Source organism: Streptomyces sp. NPDC046349 (assembly GCF_055587885.1).
In genome coordinates, this window is the sequence record NZ_JBVJFK010000003.1 from 18,521 (window position 1) to 43,103 (window position 24,583).

At 74.1% G+C, this 24,583-nt stretch carries 23 protein-coding genes and 1 pseudogene; 11 read left to right on the forward strand and 13 right to left on the reverse strand.

Going from position 1 to position 24,583, the window contains the following annotated elements:
- Positions 1–62: 62 nt before the first annotated feature.
- The 5 genes from ACZ6JS_RS07305 to ACZ6JS_RS07325 all read right to left on the reverse strand — a co-directional run bounded on the left by ACZ6JS_RS07305 (position 63) and on the right by ACZ6JS_RS07325 (position 6,153).
- Entirely contained in the window at positions 63–1,490 is a 1,428-nt protein-coding gene (locus ACZ6JS_RS07305) for a dihydrolipoyl dehydrogenase family protein (RefSeq protein WP_469296484.1), read from the reverse strand.
- Positions 1,491–1,531: 41 nt separating this feature from the next.
- Entirely contained in the window at positions 1,532–1,939 is a 408-nt protein-coding gene (locus tag ACZ6JS_RS07310; RefSeq protein WP_469296486.1) for a thioredoxin family protein, read from the reverse strand.
- A 208-nt stretch (positions 1,940–2,147) separates the two neighbouring features.
- Complete coding sequence (locus ACZ6JS_RS07315; protein ID WP_469296487.1) at positions 2,148–3,587, reverse strand: aldehyde dehydrogenase family protein; 1,440 nt, start codon at positions 3,585–3,587, stop codon at positions 2,148–2,150.
- Positions 3,588–3,745: 158 nt separating this feature from the next.
- Positions 3,746–4,945 (reverse strand): thiolase family protein, encoded by a 1,200-nt coding sequence (locus ACZ6JS_RS07320; protein WP_469296489.1) that lies wholly within the window; start codon positions 4,943–4,945, stop codon positions 3,746–3,748.
- Positions 4,946–5,118: 173 nt separating this feature from the next.
- Positions 5,119–6,153, reverse strand: coding sequence for a LacI family DNA-binding transcriptional regulator (locus ACZ6JS_RS07325; RefSeq protein ID WP_469296490.1), 1,035 nt, complete (start codon positions 6,151–6,153; stop codon positions 5,119–5,121).
- A gap of 634 nt (positions 6,154–6,787) precedes the next feature.
- Here ACZ6JS_RS07325 and ACZ6JS_RS07330 point away from each other — a divergent pair.
- Positions 6,788–7,570 (forward strand): DUF4190 domain-containing protein, encoded by a 783-nt coding sequence (locus ACZ6JS_RS07330; RefSeq protein WP_469296492.1) that lies wholly within the window; start codon positions 6,788–6,790, stop codon positions 7,568–7,570.
- 39 nt (positions 7,571–7,609) lie between these two features.
- Here ACZ6JS_RS07330 and ACZ6JS_RS07335 read toward each other — a convergent pair whose 3' ends face one another.
- Genes ACZ6JS_RS07335 through ACZ6JS_RS07345 form a run of 3 tightly spaced genes read right to left on the reverse strand, consistent with a single transcriptional unit; the run spans position 7,610 to position 10,168 of the window.
- Positions 7,610–8,317, reverse strand: a complete 708-nt coding sequence (locus ACZ6JS_RS07335; protein ID WP_469296493.1) for a response regulator transcription factor — start codon at positions 8,315–8,317, stop codon at positions 7,610–7,612.
- The gene (locus ACZ6JS_RS07340; protein WP_469296495.1) at positions 8,314–9,501 is read right to left on the reverse strand and encodes a sensor histidine kinase; all 1,188 of its coding nucleotides are present in this window, start codon (positions 9,499–9,501) and stop codon (positions 8,314–8,316) included. Before ACZ6JS_RS07340 ends, ACZ6JS_RS07335 begins: the two co-directional genes overlap by 4 nt.
- 7 nt (positions 9,502–9,508) lie before the next feature.
- Entirely contained in the window at positions 9,509–10,168 is a 660-nt protein-coding gene (locus tag ACZ6JS_RS07345) for a DUF998 domain-containing protein (protein ID WP_469296497.1), read from the reverse strand.
- Between the two features lie 435 nt (positions 10,169–10,603).
- Here ACZ6JS_RS07345 and ACZ6JS_RS07350 point away from each other — a divergent pair, with 435 nt between their 5' ends.
- From ACZ6JS_RS07350 to ACZ6JS_RS07365, 4 genes are all read left to right on the forward strand, one after another.
- On the forward strand, positions 10,604–11,965 hold the full coding sequence (locus tag ACZ6JS_RS07350) for an amidase (RefSeq protein WP_469296499.1): 1,362 nt from the start codon (positions 10,604–10,606) through the stop codon (positions 11,963–11,965).
- A gap of 143 nt (positions 11,966–12,108) precedes the next feature.
- Positions 12,109–12,549 carry a DUF7144 family membrane protein gene (locus tag ACZ6JS_RS07355; RefSeq protein ID WP_469296501.1) on the forward strand — a complete coding sequence of 147 codons (441 nt, stop codon included), beginning with the start codon at positions 12,109–12,111 and terminating at the stop codon, positions 12,547–12,549.
- Between the two features lie 94 nt (positions 12,550–12,643).
- On the forward strand, positions 12,644–13,306 hold the full coding sequence (locus tag ACZ6JS_RS07360; RefSeq protein ID WP_469296503.1) for an O-methyltransferase: 663 nt from the start codon (positions 12,644–12,646) through the stop codon (positions 13,304–13,306).
- A gap of 80 nt (positions 13,307–13,386) precedes the next feature.
- Positions 13,387–13,851, forward strand: coding sequence for a type II toxin-antitoxin system PemK/MazF family toxin (locus tag ACZ6JS_RS07365; RefSeq protein ID WP_469296505.1), 465 nt, complete (start codon positions 13,387–13,389; stop codon positions 13,849–13,851).
- 342 nt (positions 13,852–14,193) lie between these two features.
- On the opposite strand, the gene ACZ6JS_RS07370 is transcribed toward ACZ6JS_RS07365, so the two are convergent.
- The gene (locus ACZ6JS_RS07370) at positions 14,194–15,048 is read right to left on the reverse strand and encodes a TIGR02452 family protein (RefSeq protein WP_469296507.1); all 855 of its coding nucleotides are present in this window, start codon (positions 15,046–15,048) and stop codon (positions 14,194–14,196) included.
- Between the two features lie 107 nt (positions 15,049–15,155).
- Between ACZ6JS_RS07370 and egtA the strand changes: the two genes are divergently transcribed.
- The 4 genes from egtA to egtD are packed head-to-tail and all read left to right on the forward strand — an operon-like array spanning position 15,156 to position 19,505.
- A complete protein-coding gene (gene egtA, locus ACZ6JS_RS07375) occupies positions 15,156–16,469 on the forward strand; it encodes an ergothioneine biosynthesis glutamate--cysteine ligase EgtA (RefSeq protein ID WP_469296509.1) in 1,314 nt (437 codons plus the stop codon).
- Complete coding sequence (egtB, locus tag ACZ6JS_RS07380; protein WP_469296510.1) at positions 16,466–17,770, forward strand: ergothioneine biosynthesis protein EgtB; 1,305 nt, start codon at positions 16,466–16,468, stop codon at positions 17,768–17,770. Before egtA ends, egtB begins: the two co-directional genes overlap by 4 nt.
- Positions 17,770–18,528: an ergothioneine biosynthesis protein EgtC gene (gene egtC, locus ACZ6JS_RS07385; RefSeq protein WP_469296512.1), complete on the forward strand. Its 759-nt coding sequence runs from the start codon at positions 17,770–17,772 to the stop codon at positions 18,526–18,528. Before egtB ends, egtC begins: the two co-directional genes overlap by 1 nt.
- Positions 18,525–19,505: an L-histidine N(alpha)-methyltransferase gene (gene egtD / locus ACZ6JS_RS07390; protein ID WP_469296514.1), complete on the forward strand. Its 981-nt coding sequence runs from the start codon at positions 18,525–18,527 to the stop codon at positions 19,503–19,505. The genes egtC and egtD overlap by 4 nt, the downstream gene beginning before the upstream one ends.
- A gap of 209 nt (positions 19,506–19,714) precedes the next feature.
- Here egtD and ACZ6JS_RS07395 read toward each other — a convergent pair.
- From ACZ6JS_RS07395 to ACZ6JS_RS07405, 3 genes and pseudogenes are all read right to left on the reverse strand, one after another.
- A pseudogene (locus ACZ6JS_RS07395) lies at positions 19,715–20,290 on the reverse strand (lysophospholipid acyltransferase family protein); the annotation flags it as partial.
- Positions 20,287–21,117, reverse strand: coding sequence for a GNAT family N-acetyltransferase (locus ACZ6JS_RS07400; RefSeq protein ID WP_469296515.1), 831 nt, complete (start codon positions 21,115–21,117; stop codon positions 20,287–20,289). The pseudogene ACZ6JS_RS07395 and the gene ACZ6JS_RS07400, both read right to left, overlap by 4 nt.
- A 157-nt stretch (positions 21,118–21,274) precedes the next feature.
- Positions 21,275–22,537 (reverse strand): extracellular solute-binding protein, encoded by a 1,263-nt coding sequence (locus tag ACZ6JS_RS07405; RefSeq protein ID WP_469296517.1) that lies wholly within the window; start codon positions 22,535–22,537, stop codon positions 21,275–21,277.
- A 164-nt stretch (positions 22,538–22,701) separates the two neighbouring features.
- Between ACZ6JS_RS07405 and ACZ6JS_RS07410 the strand changes: the two genes are divergently transcribed.
- The gene (locus ACZ6JS_RS07410; RefSeq protein WP_469296519.1) at positions 22,702–22,917 is read left to right on the forward strand and encodes a dodecin; all 216 of its coding nucleotides are present in this window, start codon (positions 22,702–22,704) and stop codon (positions 22,915–22,917) included.
- A gap of 43 nt (positions 22,918–22,960) precedes the next feature.
- Here the strand turns inward: ACZ6JS_RS07410 and ACZ6JS_RS07415 are convergent, their stop codons facing one another.
- Entirely contained in the window at positions 22,961–23,458 is a 498-nt protein-coding gene (locus ACZ6JS_RS07415) for a phosphatase domain-containing protein (RefSeq protein ID WP_469296521.1), read from the reverse strand.
- A gap of 106 nt (positions 23,459–23,564) precedes the next feature.
- Between ACZ6JS_RS07415 and ACZ6JS_RS07420 the strand changes: the two genes are divergently transcribed.
- A complete protein-coding gene (locus ACZ6JS_RS07420) occupies positions 23,565–24,560 on the forward strand; it encodes an MsnO8 family LLM class oxidoreductase (RefSeq protein ID WP_469296523.1) in 996 nt (331 codons plus the stop codon).
- Positions 24,561–24,583 lie beyond the last annotated feature (23 nt).

Below are 24,583 nucleotides of genomic sequence, written 5' to 3' on the forward strand. Positions count from 1 at the left end.
TCAGGCCGGGCCCGGCCTGATCGCCACGACAGTCCTCAACCGCCTGAGCGGCAGGAGGACCCTCAGCCGCGATAGGCCTCCAGCAGTCGCAGCCAGATCTCGCTGACGGTCGGGAAGGCCGGCACCGCGTGCCACAGGCGTGCGATCGGGACCTCCCCGGCCACGGCGATGGTGGCCGCGTGCACCAGCTCGGCGGCGCCGGGGCCGACGAAGGTGGCTCCCAGCAGGACCTCCCGGTCGAGGTCGACGACCATCCGGGCCCGGCCGCGGTAGCCGTCGGCGTACAGCCCGGCGCCGGAGACCCTGCCCAGGTCGTGGTCGACGGCGCGCACCCTGTGGCCCGCGCGTTCGGCCTCGGCCAGGGTCAGGCCGACGGCGGCGGCCTCCGGGTCGGTGAAGACGGCCTGCGGGAGGGCACGGGTGTCGGCGGTGGCCGTGTGGGCGCCCCAGGGGGCGGTGTCCAGCGGGGTTCCCGCCGCGCGGGCGACGATGGCGGCGCCCGCGATGCGGGCCTGGTACTTGCCCTGGTGGGTGAGGAGGGCCCGGTGGTTGACGTCACCGACGGCGTACAGCCAGTCGAAACCGGGCACCTGACAGGTCTCGTCGACGCCGATCCAGCCGCCGGGAGCCAGTCCGACGGTGTCCAGCCCGATGTCCTCCGTCCGCGGCGCGCGTCCCGTCGCCATCAGCAGTTCGTCGGCCTCGACGACCTCCCCGCCCTCCAGTACCACCCGGACGGGCCCGGTCGCGCCGTCGCGTTCGACCGCCTCGACGGCCACTCCCGTACGGACCACCGCCCCGGCCTCGCGCAGGGCGTCGGCGACGAGCTCCCCCGCGAAGGGCTCCATGCGCGGCAGCAGCCGGGCGCCGCGTACGAGGACCGTCACCTGCGAACCGAGCCCCTGCCAGGCCGTGGCCATCTCGGACGCCACCACGGAGCCGCCCACGACGACCAGCCTGCCGGGGGCCTGCCGTGCGGAGGTCGCCTCCCGGCTGGTCCAGGGGCGGACGCCGGCGATCCCCGGCAGGTCGGGGACCAACGCCCGGGTCCCGGTCGCGACGACCACCGCGTGCCGGGCCGACAGCACGCGCCGATCGCCCTCCGGGCCGGTGACGGCCACCTTGCGGACGCCGTCGAGGCGGCCGTGGCCCCGGTGGAGGTCGGCGCCGATGGAGTCGAGCCAGTCGATCTGCCCCTGGTCCTTCCAGTCGCCGGTCCAGTGGTCGCGGTGCGCGTAGACAGCGGCGGTGTCCAGGGGCCCCCCGACGGCTCCCGCCAGACCCGGTACCCGGCGGGCGTCGGCCCGTGCCAGCACCGGGCGCAGCAGCGCCTTGCTCGGGACGCAGGCCCAGTACGAGCACTCCCCGCCGACCAGTTCGCTCTCCACGACAGCCGTGGTCAGCCCGGCGGCGCGGGTCCGGTCGGCGATGTTCTCGCCGACCGGACCCGCGCCGAGCACCACGACGTCGTACTCCACGGCTTCAGTCATGCGGCCCAGTCTCACCGCTGCCCGTCGGCCGCGTCACGCACTCAGGACTCCGGCGTGCCGGACCCCTGGCCGCCGGAGTCCTCTGCGCCCGGCCGGGACGCCGCGATCTTGGCGCGTACCTCGTCCATGTCGAGGGCCCGCGCCTGCCCGATGAGGTCGGTCAGCGCTGCCTCGGGCAGCGCCCCGGGCTGGGCGAAGATCGCCACCTGGTCCCGGACGATCATCAGGGTCGGGATCGAGGTGATCTGGAAGGCACCGGCCAGCTCCTGCTGGGCCTCGGTGTCCACCTTGGCGAAGACCAGGTCGGGGTGGGCCTCGGAGGCCCTCTCGTAGACCGGCGCGAACTGCAGGCACGGCCGGCACCAGCCCGCCCAGAAGTCGATCAGCACGAACGGGTTCTCGCTGACCGTCTGGTCGAAGTTTTCCTTGGTGAGCTCGACTGTAGCCACGGTGTCCAGACCTCCTGATAGAGCCGTCTGCACGTTGAACGATCGACCTGCCTCCGGCATTCCTCGCCGCTCGAGGCCGAGCCCTCCCGTTCCCCCGCGCGATCCCAGGGTCCGTGAGGACGGTGGCCATAAGGCTCGATCCCGGTCGACCCCGGCGCGGCCTGCGGCGGCGCGCCGGGCCGTCCCCGAGGTGATCGCAGGGAACGCCCTAGAACGGGTGCCCTGCGGGAGTGGTGCGGGCCGTCGTCCAGCGCAGCTCCGTGAAGGCGTCCAGGTTCGCCTCGCCTCCGAAGCGGGCGCCGGTGCCGGAGGCGCCGACGCCGCCGAACGGCGCGACGGCTTCGTCGCCCACCGTCTGGTCGTTGACGTGCGCGATCCCGGTCGGAATCCGCTCGGCCAGGTCGAGCCCGCGCCCCGCGTCGCGGGTCACGATCCCGAGGGACAGGCCGTACGGTCCCGCCGAGGCCAGTTCCACCGCCTCGTCCTCCGTCGCGAAGGACCGTACGGGGGCGACCGGGCCGAAGACCTCCTCGGCGTAGGCGGGGGTGTCGTCGGCGGCGCCCGCCAGCACGGTCGGCCGGTAGAAGAGGTCCCGGTGCGTGCCGCCGGCGACGAGCTTCGCTCCTGCCGCGGTGCTGGCCTCCACCAGGGCGTGCACACGGTCCAGCTGGGTGCGGTCGATCAGCGGGCCCAGGTGGACCTCCTCGCGGTACGGGTCCCCCACGGCGAGCTCCTCGGCGCGCGCCGCGAGCCGCTCGACGTACTCGTCGTAGAGCGAGGCGTGCACGAGGTGGCGGCCGGCCGTCATGCAGATCTGGCCCTGGTGGAAGAAGGACCCCCAGGAGGCCTGGGCGACGGCGGCCTCGACGTCGGCGTCGCGGAGCACGACGAGAGCGGAGTTGCCGCCCAGTTCCAGGTGCGCGCGCTTGAGGTGGCGTCCGGCCAGCTCACCGACGGTGCGACCGGAAGCGGTGGATCCGGTGAAGGACACCACCCGCACCCGCGGGTCGGCGACCACCGCGGCGCCCGTCCCGGCGCCGCCGGGCAGGACGTGCAGCAGCCCGTCGGGGAGGCCCGCGGCGGCGAGGACCGCGGCGAGCGCGAGTCCGCCGCAGACGGCCGTGCGCGGGTCCGGCTTGAGCAGCACCGCGTTGCCGAGCGCCAGCGCCGGAGCGACCGAGCGGATCGCCAGGATCAGCGGGGCGTTGAAGGGGGCCACGACCCCGACCACGCCGGCCGGGACCCGGCGGGTGAAGGACAGCCGCGGGGCTTCGCTGGGCAGCACCTGCCCGGTCGGGCGCGAGGCCAGTGCCGCGGCCTCGTAGCACTCCTGCGCGGCGACGTGCAGCTCGAAGTCGGCCTTGCCGGGTATCGAGCCTGACTCGCGCACCAGCCACCGCCGCAGCTCGTCGGCGTGGGCGGTGAAGAGGTCCCCGGCGCGGCGCAGCACGGCCGCCCGCTGGGGGTGGGCGGTGCGCGCCCACTCGCGCTGCGCCGCCCTGGCGCGCACGGCGGCCTCCGCCACGTCGGCGGGTGCCGCGAGGTGGAGGGTCGCGAGGGTGTGGCCTGTCGCGGGTTCGACGACCGGGGCGGCGCCGCCGGTGAGTGTGGGTCCGTCCTGCCAGAGCGTCGGGTCGAGGAGCGGCATGGCGCGGTGCCTCCGGGTGGGGATGGGCGGGATGCCGGGCGAGGGGGGCGGCAGCACGCGCCATCGTGCCAGACCGGAGGCGCCACTTCTGTTCAGTTATTGGGCAGTTGACGGCGAGGGCTGACCGGAAACGATCGACGCCCTGGTGGGGGCGGGGGTCAGCGCTCCAGGACGAGGGCGATGCCCTGGCCGACGCCGATGCACAGGGCCGCCATGCCGGTGCCGGAGCCCGCCGCGGCCAGCTGGTGGGCGACCGAGCCGGCCAGTCGGGCGCCCGAGGCACCCAGTGGGTGGCCGATCGCGATGGCGCCGCCGCGCGGGTTGACCACGGTCGGGTCCAGCTCCGGCCAGGCGGCCAGGCAGCCCAGCGCCTGCGCCGCGAAGGCCTCGTTGAGTTCGAGCACGGAGAGGTCGGCGAAATCGCGGCCGGCCTTGCCGAGCGCGCGCTGCACGGCGTCCACCGGGCCCAGGCCGAAGAGCTGGGGCTCGATTCCGGTGACGGCGGAGGCGCTGATCCGGGCGAGCGGCTCCCGGCCGGTGGCGGCCAGGCCTGCCTCATCGGTCAGCAGCAGGGCGGCCGCACCGTCGTTGAGCGGGGAGGCGTTGCCGGCCGTGACCGTGCCCCGGCCGTCCGTCCGGAAGGCGGGCCTGAGCTTGGCCAGCGCCTCGGGAGTGGAGCCCTCGCGGATGCACTCGTCCCGCGCCAGGTCCACGCCCTCGTAGGGGACGACCTCGCGGTCGTACAGACCGGCGGCCCAGGCGGCCGCGGCCTTGCGGTGGCTCTCCAACGCGAAGGCGTCCTGCGCCTCGCGGGTGACGGCGTACTTGTCGGCGATCAGTTCGGCGCCCTCGCCGAGGGAGGAGGTCCACTCGGCGGGCATCCGCGGGTTCGTCATCCGCCAGCCCAGCGTCGTGGACCACATCTGCTGGTGCCCGGCGGGGAAGGCCCGTTCGGGCTTCTGGACCACCCAGGGGGCGCGGCTCATCGACTCGACGCCGCCCGCGATGGCCACGGAGGCGTCGCCCAACGCGATGGCGCGGGCGGCCTGGATCACGGCCTCCAGACCGGACCCGCAGAGCCGGTTGACGGTCACACCGGGAACGGTGACGGGCAGGCCGGCCAGCAGCACTGCCATGCGGGCCACGTCACGGTTGTCCTCGCCCGCGCCGTTGGCGTCACCGAAGACGACGTCGTCGATCCGGGCCGGATCGAGGTCGGGCGTACGGTCCACCAGCGCGCGCACCACGTGCGCGGCCAGGTCGTCCGGGCGGATCCCGGCGAGGGCGCCGCCGAACTTGCCGATCGGGGTGCGGACGGCGTCGACGACGTAGACGTCGCGGACGGTGCGGATGCTCATGGGGTCTCTCCTGGGCGGATCCGTACGGGCGCCGGCGCATCGGTGCCGCTGTCGGCACCGGGGCACGCCGCCGGGCACGCCCGGTGGGGCGCGCCCGCAGTCTCCGTCCGCAGGTCACCGCCTGTCAACGGCCACCCCGGTCGTGACCGCTCAACCCCGCCTGCCCGGCGCGGTCAGGTCGACTCCCGGCGGACGGCCTCGGCCGCCATGAGGTCGTGCCGCTGCGTGACCTCCGACGGCTCGCGCACCGCATGGTCCACGAGCGACGCCAGGTGGTCGCCGGTCGGCATCTCGATCCGCACCGTGCTCAGCCGGGGCCGCAGCAGCCGTCCGACGAGCAGGTCGTCGGCGCCGATCACGGCCACCTCCTCGGGGACGCGCAGCCCCTCGTCCACCAGGGCCCGCATCAGCAGCATCGCGTACTCGTCGTTGTACGCGAACGCCGCGTCCAGCCGCAGCCCGCGCCACCGGGCGGCGAGCTCCGCGGCGGACTCCTCGGAGTACGCCATCGGCAGGGCCTCGACCTCTGCGCCCGCCACGCCGCGGGCTCCCGCCAGGCGGGGCGCGGAGAACAGCTCCAGCCCCGTCTCCCGCGGGACCACCACGCCGATCCGGCGGCGGCCCCGCTCGACCAGGTGCGCGGCGGCCCGGGCGCCGACCTCCCGCTGGTCCATGACCAGCGCGTGCGCCCCCGGCACATCGGTCGGGCCCATCGTGATCACGGCGCGGGCACCGGCCCGTTTGAGGGTGGCGACGTTGTGCGCGGAGAGGGTGATCTCGCCGAGGGATATGACCGCCACGGGTCGCAGTTCCGCCCACGCCCGGACGGCCTCGTCGCCGCTGAGGCCGAGGCTGCCGTACTGCACGACGGTGTAGTCGAGCCGGCGGAGTGCCCGCTGGAGTTCGTTGAGGAACGTGCTGTAGAGCGGGCCGATGGGCACGTGCGGGGTGGGCAGCAGCACGATCCGGGTGCGTCCGGCGCGCAGGCTGCGGGCGGCGGCGTGCGGGACGTACCCGAGCTCCTCGGCCGCCTCGCGGACCCTGCGGCGGGTGGGCTCGCTGATCCGGACGGCCTCGGCGTTGTTCAGCACGTACGAGACCGTCGCGCGCGACACGCCCGCGCGTCGGGCCACGTCGGCGCTGGTGGGAGCGGCGGCCGACGGCTCCGGCGGCTCCGGCGGCTCCGGCGGCTTCGATGACTGAGACATTGCCGTGGCATCTTTCCAGAACGGCCCGGCCCGACGTCCGATGGATGGCCGGAAAGGAACGCCGCACAGCGGTTGCGCGAGTCATCGACACGTGCGATCGCCTCGCGTCCTCGCCGCACCACTCGACCAGGTGTCACCGCACGTGGCGCGCGCCCCGTCGCGCCGCCGTCCCTGCCGTGCTCCGCCGCCACCCCCGCCGTCGCGACAGGGCGGCACGCACCCTGCACCCCGCCTGCACCGCTGACCGCCGCCGCGCTCGGGCGCCGCTGCACCCCTCCCTCCCCCGGTTCATCCCTCGCAACCTCATCCCCCTTCCTCCCCCGATCCGTTGGGCCCTGCCCGAGAGGGCACCGAGGCTCTGTCCCCCGCTCCGTCCCCGGCTCCGACGCCGCCACCGGCCGCAACACCGACGCACCCCGGCGGGTCCAGGGGTGCTCGGCGGTCAGACCTCCCGGGCCCGGCCGGACGACAGAACACCCCCTGGGAGGCGCCGCAGCGCCGGGCCCGTCGGACGCCGGGGGTACCGGGAGCGGTGATGTCCGCGCCGCATGCGACCATCGAGCCTGCCTTCACGGAGCGGCTGCCCCGCCGCCGCACCGTCGGCCCCACCCTCAGAGCAAGGAGCTCCACGCGCATGTCCATACCTCCGGGTCCCCCGCCGTCGCACGAGCCGTACCCGCAGCAGGGACCGTACGGACAGCCGGGACAGCCCGCGCCGTACGGCGGCCCTCAGGGCTGGTATGCGCCGCAGGCACCTCAGAAGAACAACGCGCTGGCCATCGTCGCGTTCGTCATGTCGCTCGTGTGCGCCATCCCGCTGGTCCCCCTGATTCTCGGCATCGTGGCCCTGTCCCAGATCCGCAAGCGCGGTGAGAAGGGCAAGGGCTTCGCCGTGGCGGCGATCGTCATCCACGGCGCGACCATCGCCTTCTACGGGATCCTGCTGGTCCTCGGCCTCTCCGGAGCGCTGGACGACGGCGCCTCGCCGAAGCGGGACACCGGTGGCCAGGTCACCGGCTCGGGCTCCGTCAAGGTGAGCGACATCCGCAAGGGGGACTGCTTCAACACGAACGGCGATCTGGCGGAATACCAGGACGAGGACGGCGGCGAGGCCTCCTTCTCTGTGCGCGTGGTGCCCTGCGACCAGCCGCACGAAGGCGAGGCGTACGCCGTCTTCAACCTGGACAACGGGACGTACCCGGGTACGGAGAAGGTCACCGCGACGGCCGAGGAGAAGTGCGCCGGCACGCTGCTGACCGACTACGTGGGCAAGGACCCCAAGCTCGCGGAGAAGCTGGAGGTCTACTACTACTTCCCGCAGGCCGCCACCTGGGCCCTCGGCGACCGAGAGGTCACGTGCTTCCTGGGCGACACCAGCGGAGCGAGCACCGGCTCGGCACGCGCCGCCGGCTCCTGAGCCGCCGTCGCCTCGCAGCACCGTACGTCCGCGGGGCCGTCACCGATTCCGGTGGCGGCCCCGCGCCGTCGCGGACACTGCCTGGCCGCCGGCTCGGACGAGGCCCGTCTCGTAGGCGAGGATGACCAGTTGGGCACGGTCGCGGACGCCCAGCTTGGCGATCGCGCGGGTGACGTGGGTCTTGGCGGTGTGCGGGCTGATGAAGAGCCGAGCCGCGATCTGGTCGTTGGACAGGCCGGTGGCGATCAGACGCGTCACCTCGAGCTCCCGGGCGGTGAGGACGCTGAGCCGTTCGGCGGTGTCCGTGGGAGCCGCCGGGCGGTGCGCGAACTGCTCGATCACCCGCCGGGTCGCGCCGGGTGAGAGCAGCGCGTCGCCGGCGGCCACCGACCGGACGGCCTGACGCAGGTCGGCCGGTTCGATCTCCTTGGTGAGGAAGCCGCTCGCTCCGGCACGCAGGGCCTCGAAGATGTACTCGTCGGTTTCGAACGTGGTGAGGACGATGACCCGGCAGTCCGCCAGTTCGGGGTCCTCGGTGATCGTCCGGGTGGCGGTGAGCCCGTCCGTGCCGGGCATCCGGATGTCCATGAGGACGACGTCGGGGCGGACGGAACGGGCCGCGCGGACCGCCTCGTCGCCCGTGCCCGCCTCACCGACGACCTCGACGTCGTCGGCGCGGACGAGGAGGCTGCCGAATCCGGCCCGCACCAGGGCCTGGTCGTCCGCGAGGAGCACCTTGATCGTCATGGTGGGAAGCCTGGCACGGGGATGGCTGCCCGCACCACCCACCCCTCGCCCGCACCGCGCGGTCCGGCAAAGAACTCGCCGCCCAGCGCCCGGACCCGCTCACCCATCCCGCGCACCCCGTGCCCGCTCGTCCCGGATGCCTCCGCCGGGCTTCGGCCGTCGTCGGTGAGGCTCACCTCCACCAGCCCGCCGCCGCACCGGACGATCACGTCGGCCCGTGACGCGCCCGCGTGGCGGACGGTGTTGGTCAGCGCTTCCTGAACGATCCGGTGCACGGCGAGGGAGACCGGTGCGGGAACGGCGGCCAAGTCGCCGGAGGCGTCCAGCCGGATGTCCAGCTCCGCCGATCGCATCCGGTCGACGAGCGCGGCGACCTCGTGGACTCCGGCGGCGGGGCCTTCCGGGGCCTCCCCCGGTGCGCGCAGCACGTGCATCAGCGCACGCAGGTCCCGGACGGCCTCGGTGCGGACCTGCTGGGCGGTGTCGAGCGCGGCCCGCGCCTCCTGCGGTGAGTCGTCGATGGCCTCGGCCGCGACCCGGAGGTGGAGTCCGACGACTGTGAGGGTGTGTCCGACGACGTCGTGCAGCTCGCGGGCGATGTCCAGGCGGGCCTCCGCGATCCGCCGGCCGGCCTCGAGGTCGCGTTCGTGCGCGGCTCGCAGCAGGCGGCGGTCGAGTTCGGCGCGCCAGCGCAGCCGGTTGCGGTAGGCGGTCGCGGCGGCGAGGAGCACCGCCAGCCACAGGGCTTCGGCCCCCAGGGAGCCGAGGGCCTCGCGCGGGGTGGCGCCGCCGGCCGTGCTCTCCCAGGCCGCGGCGAAGCCCAGTTCTGCCAGGCCCACCCCGACCGCCCACGGCAGGCCGGGGCGGCCGGGCCGGTCGTCGGCGGCCAGGGCGGCGTACGCGGCGGAGACCGGCCACACCCAGCCGGCGTCGGTGAGTCCGCAGGTGCGGAAGACGACGACGGCCTGCACGCTCAACAGCAGCACGGCGAGCGGCCACCGCGGGCGCGCCAGGAGGAGGCATCCCAGCCACAGGGCGAGCGGCAGGGCTCCCGCAGCGTCCAGCCGGGCACCGAGCCGAGCGGTGCCCGCCAGGACGGCGACGGCGGTGGCGGCTGCCAGGAGCCGGTCGACGGGACGGACCGGGCGGTGGTCGGCGGGTGCAGGCACGGCGAGTCGGTCCATGGGCCGATCATGCACGACGGCGCCGCCCCTGTCCGTCGCGGTCCGCCGCCGTGAGGGCGAGCGCGATCCATGCGAAGTCGGCCGCGAGGACGAGCCGTTCGGCGAGCCCGACGAGTGTCGGGGCGCCACCCAGTCCCAGCGACGGGCCGCCCTGCATGACGTCGACCAGGAAGACCGCGAGCGCCGCCGTGGCCGTGACCGAGGCCGCTGTGAGGGCGTTCAGGGCCGTACGCAGGCCGGGCCGCCGGGTGGCGAGCGTTCCCCGGAGCAGCACGGCGGCCGTCGGCAGAGCCGCGAAGGCGAGGAAAGCGGCGTTGCCGTGGACGAGTTCGGAAGGCGACGGGCGGCTCCAGTGGCCGGGCGGATCGGCCGGGAAGAGTGCCGCGACCAGGACGCCGGCCGTCCACACCGCCAGCGCGGCCACGCCCGCCCGCCGGGTCCCGGCACCCAGCCGCACCGCCAGGACGGCGGAGGCGGCTCCGACGGCCAGCAGCGCGGCCGGGAGCAGCCAGCCGGCCGTGCCGTGCACGTACCGGCTGAGGGTCTCGCTGACCAGGTGGTACTCGGGGTTGAGCAGTTCCACCGCGGCCATTGCGAGGGCTCCGGTGCCGATCAGGGTGAGCGGAGCCCGTGCTGCGGCTGCGGTTGGCGTGTCCGTCGTTGCCATGCGGTCCTCCTCGGTTGTCGTTTCCGGTGATCCGCAACCTACGAGGGGAACGGGGGCGCCCACGACCTCCCGATGCGGGCATCCGCCTCTGCACCCGATGGTGTCGTCGTCCGGGCCGGCTGCACCATCGGGTGTACATGGCGGGGCGGTCGGGCGCTGTCCGGGCGCGGGGAGGGGCAGTGCGGCCCTCCCGCCACGCGAACGCTCGTCGGCCGGGTCCTCCGTCGACACGCTGTCGTCCTGGGGCGAGGAGGTAGCGCACCTGCTTCGACGGGTGACGTGGCTGTGCCTCCCCGCTACCTTCTTCCTACCGATCGGTAATGGGGGGAGTGGTTCACGATGTCGGAGTCCTCGGGTCCTGCCACGGCAGCGGCCTCGACCCGGTCCGCGGCCCGGTCCGCAGCGGAGCCCGCATCGGCCTGTGGGCTGGTCGCAATGGCCGCCGCGCTCGCCGAAGGCAGCGTTTCGGCACGGCAGTTGACCGAGCAGTCGCTGCGCCGGATCGCGGCCGCGCAGCCCGAGCTGAACGCCTTCCGGACCGTGCGCGCCGAAGCCGCGCTCGCCGAGGCGGACGCCGCGGACCGCAGGCTCGCCGCGGGCGAGCGGCTGCCGCTGCTGGGCGTGCCGCTCGCCGTGAAGGACGACATGGACGTGGCCGGCGAGCCGACGGCCTTCGGCTGCGCCGGATCCTTCGCCAGGAAGAGCGTCGACAGCGAGGCTGTCCGCAGGCTGCGGGCGGCCGGTGCGGTGATCGTCGGCAAGACGCAGACGCCGGAGCTGGGCCAGTGGCCCTTCACCGAGGGCGGGGCCTTCGGGGCGACGCGCAATCCGTGGAACCGGTCCTACACGCCGGGCGGTTCCTCGGGCGGCTCGGCGGCCGCCGTGGCGGCGGGCCTGGTCCCGGCCGCGCTCGGCTCGGACGGGGCCGGGTCGGTGCGGATCCCCGCCGCCTGGACCCATCTGGTCGGCGTGAAACCGCAGCGCGGGCGCATCTCCACCTGGCCGGAGCCGGAGTCCTTCAACGGGCTCACGGTGAACGGGGTGCTGGCCCGTACGGTGGCGGACGCGGCACTGCTGCTGGACGCGGCGAGCGGACCGCATCCCGAGGACCTGCACCGCCCGGCACGCATCTGCGCGGTCGAGGCGGCCCGGCGCACCCCGCGCCGGCTGCGGATCGCCCTGTCCTTCGGAATGGCCTTCACGGCGACGCCCAAGTCGCTGGATCCGGAGGTGCGTTCCGCGGTGGAGCGGCTGGCCGGGCGGCTGGAGTCACTGGGCCACGAGGTGATCCCGGAGGACCCGCGCTACGGCCCTATCGGCCTGACCTTCGTGCCCCGCGCGACCAGCGGCGTACGGGACTGGGCGGCGCGGATGCCGGATCCGGCCCTGCTGGACCCGCGTACCCGCGAGGCCGTACGGACGGGCCGGCTGCTGGGCGGTCTGCCGCTGCGGGTCTCCCGCCGGGCGGAGGCCCTGCTGCGCAGGCGGGTCGGCGAGATATTCGGGCGATTCGACGTCGTCCTGACCCCGACGACGGCCACCGGGCCGCTGCGGATCGGGGCGCTGGCCGAGATGGGTGCCATGGCCACGGACCGGGCGATGATCGCCGCCTGCCCGTACGCCTGGACGTGGAACGTCCTGGGCTGGCCCGGGGTGAACATCCCGGCCGGTCTGACGGACGACGGGCTGCCGATGGGCGCCCAGTTGCTGGGTCCGGCGGACTCGGAGCCCCTGCTGCTGGCGCTGGCGGCGCAGGTGGAGGCGGCGGAGGACTGGGCGGCCCGGCGACCGGGCTGAGGGGACCGTGGAGGCCGCAGAGGCCGCGGACGCGGGGCGGGGCAGGCCGGAATGCCGAGGGTGAGCCCCCATGACACGCTGAAGGGGGGATCCCGCCGGTCCCGGCCCCGCCCGGCCGGCCCTGCCACCCGAGGAGTTCGAAAATGGCCACTGACGCCGGCGGGCCGCAGGCGGCCCGCACGCAGCCGGATCCGTGGAACGCGGCCACGTCGGGCAGAACCGTCATGGCGGCGGTCCTGATGATCTTCGGTGGGGCGATGGCGTTCTTCGAGGGGATCGCCGCCGTCGCCAGTGACGACCTGTTCGTCGTGACGCGCCACTACCTGTTCGAGTTCAGCCTGACCGGCTGGGGCTGGGTCCACCTCATCCTGGGCCTCGCCCTCGTCGCGGCAGGCTGCGCCGTCCTCTTCAGCGGCGCCCTGTGGGCGCGCTACTTCGGCATCGCGGTCGCCGGCCTGGGGGCGTTCGCCAACTTCCTGTGGCTGCCGTACTACCCGTTGTGGGCTCTGGTGCTCATCGCCGTCAACATCCTGGTCGTCTGGGCTCTGTGCACGGGTGCGCACCATGAGGCGCACGCGGCCTGACCCGGCCGCGGAACGGCGGTTGTCCCACACACGCCCGCTGGAGGTCCCCTCATGTACGTTTCTTTTGGGAACGCACATGACGAGAGGGGATCCCATGACGCAGGAGACCTGGACGGCGGTCGACGCGTACTTCGACCGACTGCTGGTCGCAGAGGACGAGGCGCTGACGGCCGCCGCCGCGGACAGCGAAGCCGCGGGTCTGCCCGCCCATCAGGTCGCGCCGAACCAGGGCAAGTTCCTGAACCTCCTGGCCCGCATCCGGGGCGCCCGCACCATCCTGGAGATCGGCACTCTGGGCGGCTACAGCACCATCTGGCTCGCCAGGGCGCTCCCCGAGGGCGGACGGCTGGTCACGCTGGAGGTGGACGAGCGGTGCGCCGACACCGCCGCCGCCAACATCGCCCGCGCCGGACTGGAGGACCGGGTCGAGATCCGACGCGGCAGGGCCGTCGACCTCCTGCCGGGGCTGACCGCCCTGGCCCCCTTCGACCTGGTGTTCATCGACGCGGACAAGCCGTCCAACCCCGCGTACCTGGAGTGGGCCCTCCGGCTCACCCGGCCCGGCAGCGTCATCATCGGCGACAACGTCGTCCGCGACGGCGCCGTGGTCGACCCGGCCGGCACCGACCCCCGGGTGCAGGGCGTGCGCCGCTTCGCCGAGCTCATCGCCGAGCACCCCCGGCTCAGCGCCACCGCCCTGCAGACCGTCGGCTGCAAGGGGTACGACGGCTTCGTGATGGCCCTGGTCACGGACTGAGGCCGTCGCGGCGCCGTGCACCGCCCGCCCCGCGGCGGAGTACGACCGCCGCAGGGCGGGCAGGCGGTACCCTCGCCCGGATGACGGCACTTTCACACCACGGCAACGGCCGCGCCGACCAACCGGGCCGCGACGGCGCCACGGCCACTGTCGAGGCAGATCCGCACGCCATCGGGCCGGTGCGGACCGAGTACGCCCCGGACCCCGACGGCGACCCCGACCCCGGCGAGATCGTGTGGACCTGGGTCCCCTTCGAGGAGAACGACGGCCGGGGCAAGGACCGGCCCGTGCTGGTCGTGGCCCGCGAGCCGGGCAGCCCGACGCTGCTCGCCGTACAGCTGTCCAGCAAGCGGCACGACCACGACCACGAGTGGGTGCCGATCGGGACGGGCCCGTGGGACGGCGCGGGGCGGGAGTCGTGGGTGGACGTCGACCGGGTGCTGCGGGTGCACGAGTCGGGGATGCGGCGGGAGGCCTGCGCACTGGACCGGGGACGCTTCGGGCTGGTGGTCGACCGGCTGCGCGAGCGCTACGGCTGGCGGTAGCGGCGGGCCGAGCGAAGCCGGGACGGCGGGCCGTCCCGGCCCTGCTGGCTCCCGGTGCGCCAATCCCGCCCCGCAGCGCCGACGGCTGCGCGGCACTCGCCGTCTGCGGCACGTCCGCCCGAGCGGCACACCCGGCCCCGCCCGGCGGGCCCGCGGCGCGGCACTCCCTGCGGAGCCGGGCGTTCCCGGATGCTCGGCACTCGCCGCCGACGCCACGTCCGGAGCGGAGGTGCTCCCGGCCGCGAGTCCCAGCACGGCGCCACGTCGGCGCGTCACACCCGCGGCGCGTCCGGCGGGGCGCCGCAGGCGACGCGGCTGCCGGTGCTGCCCGCCGCACCGGCGTCAGGTCGCGAAGTCCGCGAACGCCCGCTCGAAGGCCTGCCGGGTGTCCGGTTTGCGGTCCAGCACCGCGAACACCACCCGCTCGAAGGTCCCCGCGAACCGCCCCGCCAGCAGCCCGCGGAAGGCCTCGGCCACGTCCACCGGGTCATTGCGGAACACCCCGCAGCCCCAGGCCCCCAGGACCAGCCGCCGGTAACCGTGCGACGCCGCCACCTCCAGGACGAGCCGCGCCCGCCGGACCAGCGCCGCGGGGATCTCGGCGGCCCGCTCCGGCTCCTGCCGCAGGATCGTGCCCGCGTTCGGAGCTGGCGAGGTCAGGAAGCCGGCCAGGAACGGCGACTCCATCAGTTCGCCCCGGTCGTCCCGGAAGACCGGCACCCCGGGCGAGTGAATCACCCGGTCGGTGTAGAAGGTGCTGACTTCCGCGCGGTGCACCGCGTAGTAGTCCGGGGCCTCCAGCAGCGTCTCGTACAGCGCGGAGGCGCGGCACAGGGCCTCCTCCTGCGCCTTGGCCCCTCGGACGTAGCCGCCCCCGGGATTTCGGGCCGAGGCGAAGTTCAGGACCGCCACCGAGGCCCCCGCCGGACCGGCCCCCGCACCTGCCGGAGCACCCTCGGCGAGCCTGCGGGCGGCGACCGTGCTGCTCTCCCCCGTCACCTCGACGGCCGTCTCCCGACCCCCACCGACAGGCTTGTCGCCTGGAATGACCTGGTTCGGTCCATATATTCTGGTTCCCGCCTTGGCATCCGCCAGGGCGGCGGCGAGCGGTACGTGCCGCCCCGACCGCGTCCGGTACCCACCGGCCGCAAGGATCTCCGCGTTCTCGCGCGCGATCTCGCGCAGTCTGCTGCTCACGCCGCCATCCTGTGCTCCTCCTTTCCCGGCGGCAAAGGATTTTGTTCCCGAGGGAGGGGTAGGCACGGGTGATGTCACGGCCGACGACAGGAGAAGAGGACCCGGTCATGCCCTTCGACCCACCCGTTCCCCCACCCACGCCGGACGCTCCCCCGCCCCCCGCGATCAGCGAGACGCAGGCGGAGCACCTGATCCACGGGATCTGTTTCAAGACGGGCCCGCCCCGCCTGATCGGTGCCGAACTCGAATGGCTGGTCGTGGACGCCGAGCGGCCCGGACTGCGCGTGACCCCCGAGCGGCTCCGAACGGCCCATGCCGCGGCCCGCGCACTGCCCCTGAACTCCCGGGTGACGGTCGAACCGGGCGGCCAGCTCGAGCTCAGCTCGGCCCCCGCCACCTCCCTCACCGGCTGCGTGGACCGGCTCCAGGACGACCTGACCGCCGTCCGCGCCGCCCTGCGGGGGCAGGGACTCGCCCTGCACGGCCTCGGCCGCGATCCCCGCCTCCCGTACCACCGCCTGCTCAACAGCCCGCGCTACGACGCGATGGAGGCCTACTTCGACCGCACCGGCCCCGCCGGCCGCGCCATGATGTGCGCCTCGGCCTCCGTGCAGGTCTGTGTGGACGCCGGGTACGAGGAGCCGGGCGTGCTCGGCCACGGCCGGCGCTGGCGCCTCGCGCACCTGCTGGGCGCGGTCCTGGTGGCCGCCTTCGCCAACTCCCCCGCGCACGAAGGGCCGTACGCCGGATGGCGCTGCTCCCGCCAGGGAATCTGGAACGACCTGGACTCCCGGCGCACCCTCGCCCCGCCGCTGGAGGCGCGACCGCGGGACGGCTGGGTGCGCCAGGCGCTGGACACCGAGGTGATGTGCGTACGGTCCTACGAGGGCGAGGCGTGGGACGTCCCGCGCGGCACGACCTTCCGCGACTGGCTGCGTGCGGGCGACGCCGGCCGGGCCCTGCGGGCGCCCACCGCCGAGGACCTGGACTACCACCTCACCACGCTGTTCCCGCCCGTGCGGCCGCGCGGCCACATGGAGCTGCGCATGATCGACGCGCAGCCCGGCGACGACGGCTGGCTGGTGCCGGTGGCCGTCGTGCACGCTCTGTTCGACGACCCGGAGGCCGCCGAGACCGCCTACCGGGTGACGAAGGCGCTGGCCGACTCCTACGGCTCGCAGCCCGCTCCGCGCAATCCGCTCTGGCGGTCGGCCGCCCGCCACGGTCTGGCCGATCCCGAGCTGCGGGCGGCCGCCAAGACCTGTTTCCGCGCGGCCGCGGAGGCGTTGCCCCGGCTCGGCGCGAACACCCGCGTCCGCGACACCGTCGGGGCGTTCAACGAGCGCTTCGTGCTGCGCGGCCGATGTCCGGGTGACGAACCGCCGCAGCTGCGGCCCGAAGGGAAGGAGGCCCTGCGATGACCACCGAATCCCACCCCGGGCCGAGGGAACGGGCGGTCGCCTCGCTGACGGCCGCGCGGGCCCGGACGGCGGCGCTCACCGACGCGGTCACCGACGCCGACCTCACCGCCCAGCACTCGCCCCTGATGTCGCCGCTGGTCTGGGACCTGGCGCACATCGGGAACCAGGAGGAGCTGTGGCTGCTGCGCCGGGTCGCCGGCCGCGAGTCGATGCACCCGGAGATCGACCCCCTCTACGACGCCTTCGAGCATCCGCGCGCAGAGCGTCCGAAGCTTCCGCTGCTGGGACCCGCCCAGGCCCGCCGGTACGCCGCCGAGGTCCGCGGCCGGGTCTTCGACCTGCTGGAGAGCACCCCGCTGGAGGGCAGCCCGCTCCTCGACGACGGCTTCGCCTTCGGGATGATCGCCCAGCACGAGCAGCAGCACGACGAGACCATGCTGATCACCCATCAGCTCCGGCGGGGCACGCCCGTGCTGACCGCACCGGACCCGGACGCCCCCTACGATCCTCCCGGCGCCTGCGAGGTCCTCATACCCGCCGGCCCGTTCACGATGGGCACCTCCGCCGAACCGTGGTCGCTGGACAACGAACGGCCGGCGCACGAGCGGGAGACAGCGGCGTTCTGGATGGACACGCTGCCGGTGACGAACGCCGCGTACCGCGCCTTCATCGCGGACGGCGGATACCGCGAACCCCGCTGGTGGGCCGCGGCCGGGTGGGACCAGATCCGCCGGCACTCCATCGAGGCGCCGCTGTTCTGGCACCGGGAGGGCGGCGAATGGCTGCGCCGGCGTTTCGGGGTGACCGAGCCCGTCCCCGATGAAGAACCGGTTCTGCACGTCAGCTGGTACGAGGCGGACGCCTACGCCCGCTGGGCGGGGCGGCGGCTGCCCACGGAAACCGAGTGGGAGAAGGCGGCCCGTTTCGATCCCGCGACCGGCCGCTCGGCCCGCTACCCGTGGGGCGACGCGGACCCGACCCCCGCGCACGCCAATCTGGGGCAGCGGCATCTGCGCCCGTCCCGAGCGGGCAGTTACCCGGCCGGGGCGTCCCCCCTGGGGGTACGCCAGCTGATCGGCGACGTATGGGAGTGGACGGCGTCCGACTTCCTGCCCTACCCGGGCTTCCGCGCCTTCCCCTACCGGGAGTACTCGGAGGTGTTCTTCGGCCCGGAGCACAAGGTGCTGCGGGGCGGCTCCTTCGCCGTGGACCCGGTGGCCTGCCGGGGCACCTTCCGCAACTGGGACCTCCCGGTGCGGCGGCAGATCTTCTCCGGCTTCCGCACGGCGAGGGACGCCTGATGTGCCGCCACATCGCCTACGTGGGGCCGCCGGTGGCGCTCGGGAGGCTGCTGAACGAGCCCGAGCACTCGCTGGTGCGCCAGTCCTGGGAGCCGCGCCGCCAGCGACACGGCACGGTCAACGCCGACGGCTTCGGCGTCGGCTGGTACGCGGAGGGCGACCCCGTCCCCGCCCGCTACCGCCGCGCCGGGCCGATCTGGGGCGACCTGACCTTCACGGACCTCGCCCGGGTGGTGCACAGCGGAGCCGTACTGGCCGCCGTGCGGGACGCCACACTGGCCGGGGCCGACGCGGAGGCCGCGACGGCGCCGTTCACGGACGGGCCGTGGCTGTTCAGCCACAACGGCGCGGTGCGCGACTGGCCCGCGGCTGCGGCCCCCCTCGCGGCGGCCCTGCCGCCCGAGGAACTGCTGCAGTTGGCGGCCAGCACGGATTCGGCACTGGTCTGGGCCCTGGTGCGGCGCCGACTGCGGGCGGGGGACGACCTGGGCACTGCGCTCGCCGAGCCCGTGCGGGAGCTGTCCTCGGCCGCGCCCGGCTCCCGGCTGAACCTGCTGCTCACGGACGGCGCGGCGATCGCCGCGACGGCCTGGGGCGACTCGCTCTGGTACCTGGCCGATCCGGGGGCAGGGCGCACCGTGGTGGCGTCCGAGCCGTACGACGACGACACCCGGTGGTGCGAAGTGCCCGACCGGACCCTGCTGACCGCCACCCGTTCGCGGGTCCGTCTGACCCCGCTCAAGGAGAACCGCACGTGAACAGCTTTCAGTTGACCCGGACCCTCGACGAGGACGCGGCGGAGACCGCACTGCGCGCGGACGTGCTGCACGGGCTGACGCACACCCCCAAGGTGCTGCCGCCCAAGTGGTTCTACGACGCTCGGGGCAGTGAGCTCTTCGAGGAGATCACCCGGCTGCCCGAGTACTACCCGACCCGCGCGGAGCGGGAGATCCTGCTGGAGCGGGCGGGGGAGATCGCCGCGGAGAGCGGCGCCCGAACCCTGGTGGAACTGGGTTCGGGTTCTTCGGAGAAGACCCGGCACCTGATCGAGGCGATGCCCGCGCTGGACACCTACGTACCGGTGGACGTGAGCGAGAGCGCCCTGCGGGGGGCGGCCACCGCGCTGCTCGCCGACCATCCGGGGCTGCGGGTGCACGCCCTGCTGGCCGACTTCACCAGTGCGCTGCACCTGCCGGACTCCCCCGGCCCACGGCTGGTGGTGTTCCTGGGCGGCACCATCGGAAACCTGCTGCCGCCGGAGCGGGCGGTGTTCCTGGCGTCCGTCCGGGCGATGCTGTCGCCCGGGGACGCGCTGCTGATGGGCACGGATCTGGTGAAGGACGAGGCCGTGCTGGTGACCGCGTACGACGACGCGCGCGGGGTGACGGCCGAGTTCAACAAGAACGTGCTGGCCGTCATCAGCCGGGAGCTGGACGCCGACTTCCACACCGCCGACTTCGAGCACGTGGCGGTGTGGAACAGGGAGCAGGAGTGGATCGAGATGCGGCTGCGAGCCCGGTCCGAGGTGACGGTGAAGGTCCGCGCGCTGGATTTGGTGGTGCCGTTCGCGGAGGGTGAGGAGATCCTGACGGAGGTGTCCGCGAAGTTCCGTCAGGAGGGTGTGCGCAAGGAGCTGGCCGCGGCCGGGCTTGAGCTGACCCGGTGGTGGACGGACGCGGCGGGCCGCTTCGCGCTGTCCCTGTCGGTCGCGGACGGCCCGGTGGGCCGGTCCTGACGGGCCACGGCCCGCTGGGCCGCGGCCGCGAGGTCCCGCCGGCCGGTGTACCGGCCCGGCGGGATCCGGGGCAGCAGCGTGATCTCGGCCCGGATCCCGCGGGCCCGGGCGATCCGCCACAGCGAGGCGGTGAGCGGGTCGTTCCCGACGAAGGCGGGCGCCCCGGCCGGGCTCCCGTCGGCCGTCAGGTACGCGAGGTGCACGGGCTGTACGGGGACCCCGGCGTCCACGGCGGACTGGAAGGCGGCCCTGCGGAAGGCGCCCCGGGCGCGCCCGCACCAGGTGGAGCCCTCGGGGAAGACGGCGACGCGGTCCCCGGCGAGCAGCGCGCGGGTCATCGTGGTCACGGTGGCGGGCAGCGCCCGGATCCGGTCGCGCTCGATGAACAGGGTCCCGGCCTGCCCGGCGAGGCGGCCGAGGAGGGGCCAGGCCCGGATGTCGCTCTTGGCCAGCATCCGGCTGGGCAGGACGGCGGCGACGAGCGGTATGTCGAGCCAGGAGATGTGGTTGGCGACGAGCAGGCGGCCGCCGCGTGGGCCGGGGCTGCCGTGCACGGTGATCCGTATGCCGAAGGCCCGCACCAGTGCCGCCGACCAGGCCCGCACCACCGCGTGCCGGGGGCCGGCCGGCAGCAGCCGGACCGGTGGGGCGCCGAGGATGCCCAGCAGGATCAGCGCCGTGGCGCCGGCGAGCCGCAGCACCGCGTGCGGGATGCTCGCGGTGGGCCCCTCGTGGCCGGCGCAGGCCTCGGGGGTGCAGGGCGAGGTGGGCAGCCAGACGCTCATGCGCCCGGGATGAGCGAGCGGAAGTGCTTGAGGTAGCGCGGGTTGGTCCGGCGCAGGGAGAGCAGCACGTACAGGTCGGCGCAGCCGAACTCGGCGTCGAGGGCGGGTTCGCCGCAGACCCAGGCGCCCAGGCGCAGGTAGCCGCGCAGCAGCGGCGGCAGTTCCATGCGGTCGGGGAAGGCGATGCCCTCCGGGTTCCAGGGGATGTGGGGGGTGACCCGGTACTCCTGGGGTGCGGGGCTGCGGGTCAGGGCGCGCTCGCGGGTGGCCGCGGCGAGGACGCCTCCGTCGGCGAGCGGTATCGAGCAGCAGCCGGCGAGCCAGTTGTGGCCGGTGCGGTCCATGTAGTGGGCCAGGCCAGCCCAGATCAGGGCGATGACGGCGCCGTTGCGGTGGTCGGGGTGGACGCAGGAGCGGCCGACCTCGACGAGGTCGGGCCGGATGGGCGCGAGTGCGGAGAGGTCGAACTCGCCCTCGGAGTAGAGGCGGCCCGCCACGGCGGCGCGCTCCGGGGGCAGCAGCCGGTAGGTGCCGACGACCTGCTCGGCCTCGTCGTCGACGACGAGGAGGTGGTCGCAGTACGCGTCGAAGGCGTCGGCGTCGAGGCCCGGCTCGGGGCCGTCGAGGCGGGCGCCGAGCTCGCCGGCGAAGACCTGGTGGCGCAGGCGTTGGGCGGCCCTTACCTCGTGCTCGTCGCGGGCCAGGCGCACGGTGTAGCGGGGGCCGGCGGTGGGGGCGGTGTCGGCCGGGGCGGGCGCGGGGGTGAGGAGGGGGGAGGTGGGGGCGGAGGCAGTGGAGAGGGACGGGGACAGGGGTGCGATGGTCATGGCGGCTCCTGAACCGGACACGGATGGCCAGGCGGCAGGGTGGTGGCCTGGCTCCTTTACTTCTTCCGTGACCGGCTGGATTCGACATGACCGCTCTGCGGCCCGCGGGTGTGCGGACGGCGAACTCGCCGGTGCCGCGGCGCGGCGGAAGCCGGGGTCAGCGGTCGGAGCTGAGGACCCGGCCGATCTCCGCGGAGGCCGTCCGGGCGGCCTGCTTGGGGTCCTGTCCGGTGAGCACGGCTGTCATGAAGGGCTTGATCGGGTTCTTCGCCTCGACCTCGGCCCAGCGGGCGGAGGTCGGGGTGGCCCGGCCCTGGGCGGCGCCGGGGGCCATGTTGGCGGCGCCCTCGTTGCCCTCGACGACGTGCGCGAGGGTGGTCTTGTTCGGTACGTAGCTCATCGTGCGGGCGAGCTCGGTCTGCCACTTCTCGCTGACGAGGGCCGTGATCACGTCGACGGCGCCCTTCCGGTGCCCGGTCCGCTCAGGGATGATCAGGTCGGAGCCGCCGGTGAAGACGGAGCCCGCCCTGTCGGACGTCTTGCCGGGGATCGGGAAGAAGCCGAGTTTGCCCTTCAGCGCGGGGTTGGCCGCTTCGATCTCGGCGGCCTGGCCGGGCGTGGCGATGATCTGGGCGACCTGGCCGCGGGCGAAGACCTGCGACTGCGGGGGCGTCTCCTCGTCCGCGGCCTTGGGGCCGTCGCCGAGGGCCTGGAGCTGCTTGTAGAACTCCATGCCGGCCAGGGCCTTGTCGTCGTCGAGGGTGCCGACCCACTTGCCGCCCGTCTCGACGGCGAGCTCCCCGCCTTCGTCCCATATGAAGCCGGCGAGGACGTACCAGTTCTGGCCCGCGAGGTAGATGCCCTGCTGGTCGCCCTTGTCGAGTTTCTGGGTGGCCTGGATCCAGTCCTGGCGGTTCTTGGGCAGGGTCTTTATGCCGGCGTTCGCGAAGAGGTCCTTGTTGTAGACGACCACGCGGTTGGCGGCGTACCAGGGGATGCCGTACTGGGCGCCGTTGATGCTTCCCGGCTCGGCGAGGCCCTTGAGCCAGTCCTTGCTGCCCCACTCGCGCAGGCCTTCGAGGGTGAGTTCGGAGAGTCCTCCGGTCTCGATGTACTGCGCGACCTGGGTGTTACCGACCTCGATGACGTCGGCGGGGTCCTTGCTCGTACCGTCCAGGACCGCATTGACCTTGTCTCCGATGCCCGTCCACTCCTGGATCCTGACGTCCAGGTCGAGGTCGGGGTGCTCCTGCTCGAAGGACGCGGTGAACCGGTCGACGAAGTCCTCCGAGGCGCTGCCCTTCATCAGCCAGAGCGTCACCTTCTGCCGCCCTGCGGCCTGATCGGCCGACTGGCCGCAGCCCGTCAGGGCGGTCGCTGCCGCGAGGGCCGTGCACACGGCGAGGAAGCGCATCTTCAAGAGGGTCACCTTCTGGGGCTCGGTCTCAGATGGCTCGAAATTGGCATAGACCAATAGGCCGGTCAAGGGTCTTTCGCTCGGGATTCTTGGCGCAAAGTTCGCGGAGGAGGACTTACTGGGGCACCGTAGAACCAGGCAAAAGCGACCCACCGTCGGGAGACCCCATGTCCAACCACACGTACCGGGTGACCGAGATCGTCGGCACCTCTCAAGAGGGCATCGATCAGGCCATTCGCAACGGGATCGCACGGGCGGGCCAGACCGTGCGGAACCTGGACTGGTTCGAGGTGGTCCAGATCCGCGGCCACATCGAGAACGGGGAGATCGCCCACTACCAGGTGGGGCTGAAGGTCGGCTTCCGGCTCGAGGGCGACGACTGAGGCGTCGCGCCCTCGGGCCGCCCTCGGGCCGCCCCCGGACCGCTCAGGTCCGCCCCTCGACCTCCTGGGCGGACTTGAGCTCGGGGGCGTCCGCCGCCCAGTCGGCGACGACGACCCGGAAACCGGCCGCGCGCGCGGCCTGGCAGACCAGTTCGTCGTCGTCGACGAGCATGCGCACCTGGCGGCCCCGCGCGATCCGGCCCAGCACCTCCAGCTTGGTCGTCCGGGCCGGCCGCCGGTCCTGGTTTCCGCGCATCCACAGCCGCCCCTCGGGCAGGCCGTGCCGGGTGAGCCACTCCACGGTGTCCGCCCGGCACCGCTCGGGCCGCCCGGTCAGGTACACCACCTCGCAGTCGGCCGAGCTCTCCACCGCCAGCGCGATCCCGCGCGTCAGCGGCGGATCCGCCGGGGCCGCGCCGAAGAAGCCGGCCCAGTCCCTGGGGCGCCGCTCCAGGAAGTGCTGGCGGTGGGCGGTGTCGGCCAGGGTGTTGTCGATGTCGAAGACGGCCAGCGGCGGCCGCGAGGGGCTCTTGTCACTCATCCGGCCAGCCTATGGCCGCCCACCGACACGGACTCGTCCCGCGGGGCGGTCGGGATCCGGGCTCGCCCCGCGGGAATCCCCGCGGGGCGCGGGCGTTGACTCCTGTGTGATCCGAAAACTCTCGATACTGGACCGGTCGCGCACCCGCCGCGGCCGTCCCGCCCCGCAGGCCCTGCGCGACACCGTGGCGCTGGCCCGGGCGTCCGAGGAACTCGGCTACCACCGCTTCTGGGTGTCGGAGCACCACAGCGTGCCCGGCGTCGCCGGTTCGGCACCGACCGTGCTGGCCGCGGCCGTCGCCGGGGCGACGGACCGGATCCGGGTCGGCACGGGCGGGGTCATGCTGCCCAACCACCGGCCCCTCGTGGTCGCGGAGCAGTTCGGGGTGCTGGAATCGCTCTTCCCCGGCCGGATCGACATGGGACTCGGCCGCTCGGTCGGTTTCACGAACGGCATCCGGCGCGCTCTGGGCCTCGGCGCCGGGGACGCCGACCGCTTCGAGGAACAGCTCACCGAGGTCCTCGGCTGGATCGACGGCACCCAGCGGGCCCACCCCGAGGTGCACGCCCTCCCGGCCGAAGGCCTGCGGATACCGGCGTACGTGCTGGCCACCGGCGCGGGCGCCGGGATCGCCGCCCGGGCGGGACTGCCGCTGGTGGTGGGGGACCTGCGCCACCGCGGCAGGGTCGCCGAGATCGTGGAGGGGTACCGCAAGCAGTTCCGTCCCTCCGCGCGGGGTACGGAGCCGTACGTCGTGGTCTCGGGCACGGTGGCGGTCGCGGCGACGCCCGAGGAGGCCCGGCGCATCCTGCTCCCGGAGGCCTGGTCCGTCGCGTACTCCCGCACCCGCGGCAGCTTCCCGCCGCTGCGCCCGGCCGAGGAGGTCGAGGCCCTGGAGATGGCCCCGAAGGAACGGGAGCTGTACGAGGGCGCCCTCACCGGGCACATCCACGGGACGGAGCAGCAGGTCGCGGCGCAGCTGTGCGAGGTCGCGGACGCGACGGGTGCGGACGAACTGCTGGTCACCACCTCGACGTACGACCGCACCGCCCTGCTGGACTCCTACGCACGGCTGGCCCGGATCGCGGACCTGCGGCCGTGAGGGCCCCCGGATCGAACCGTAAA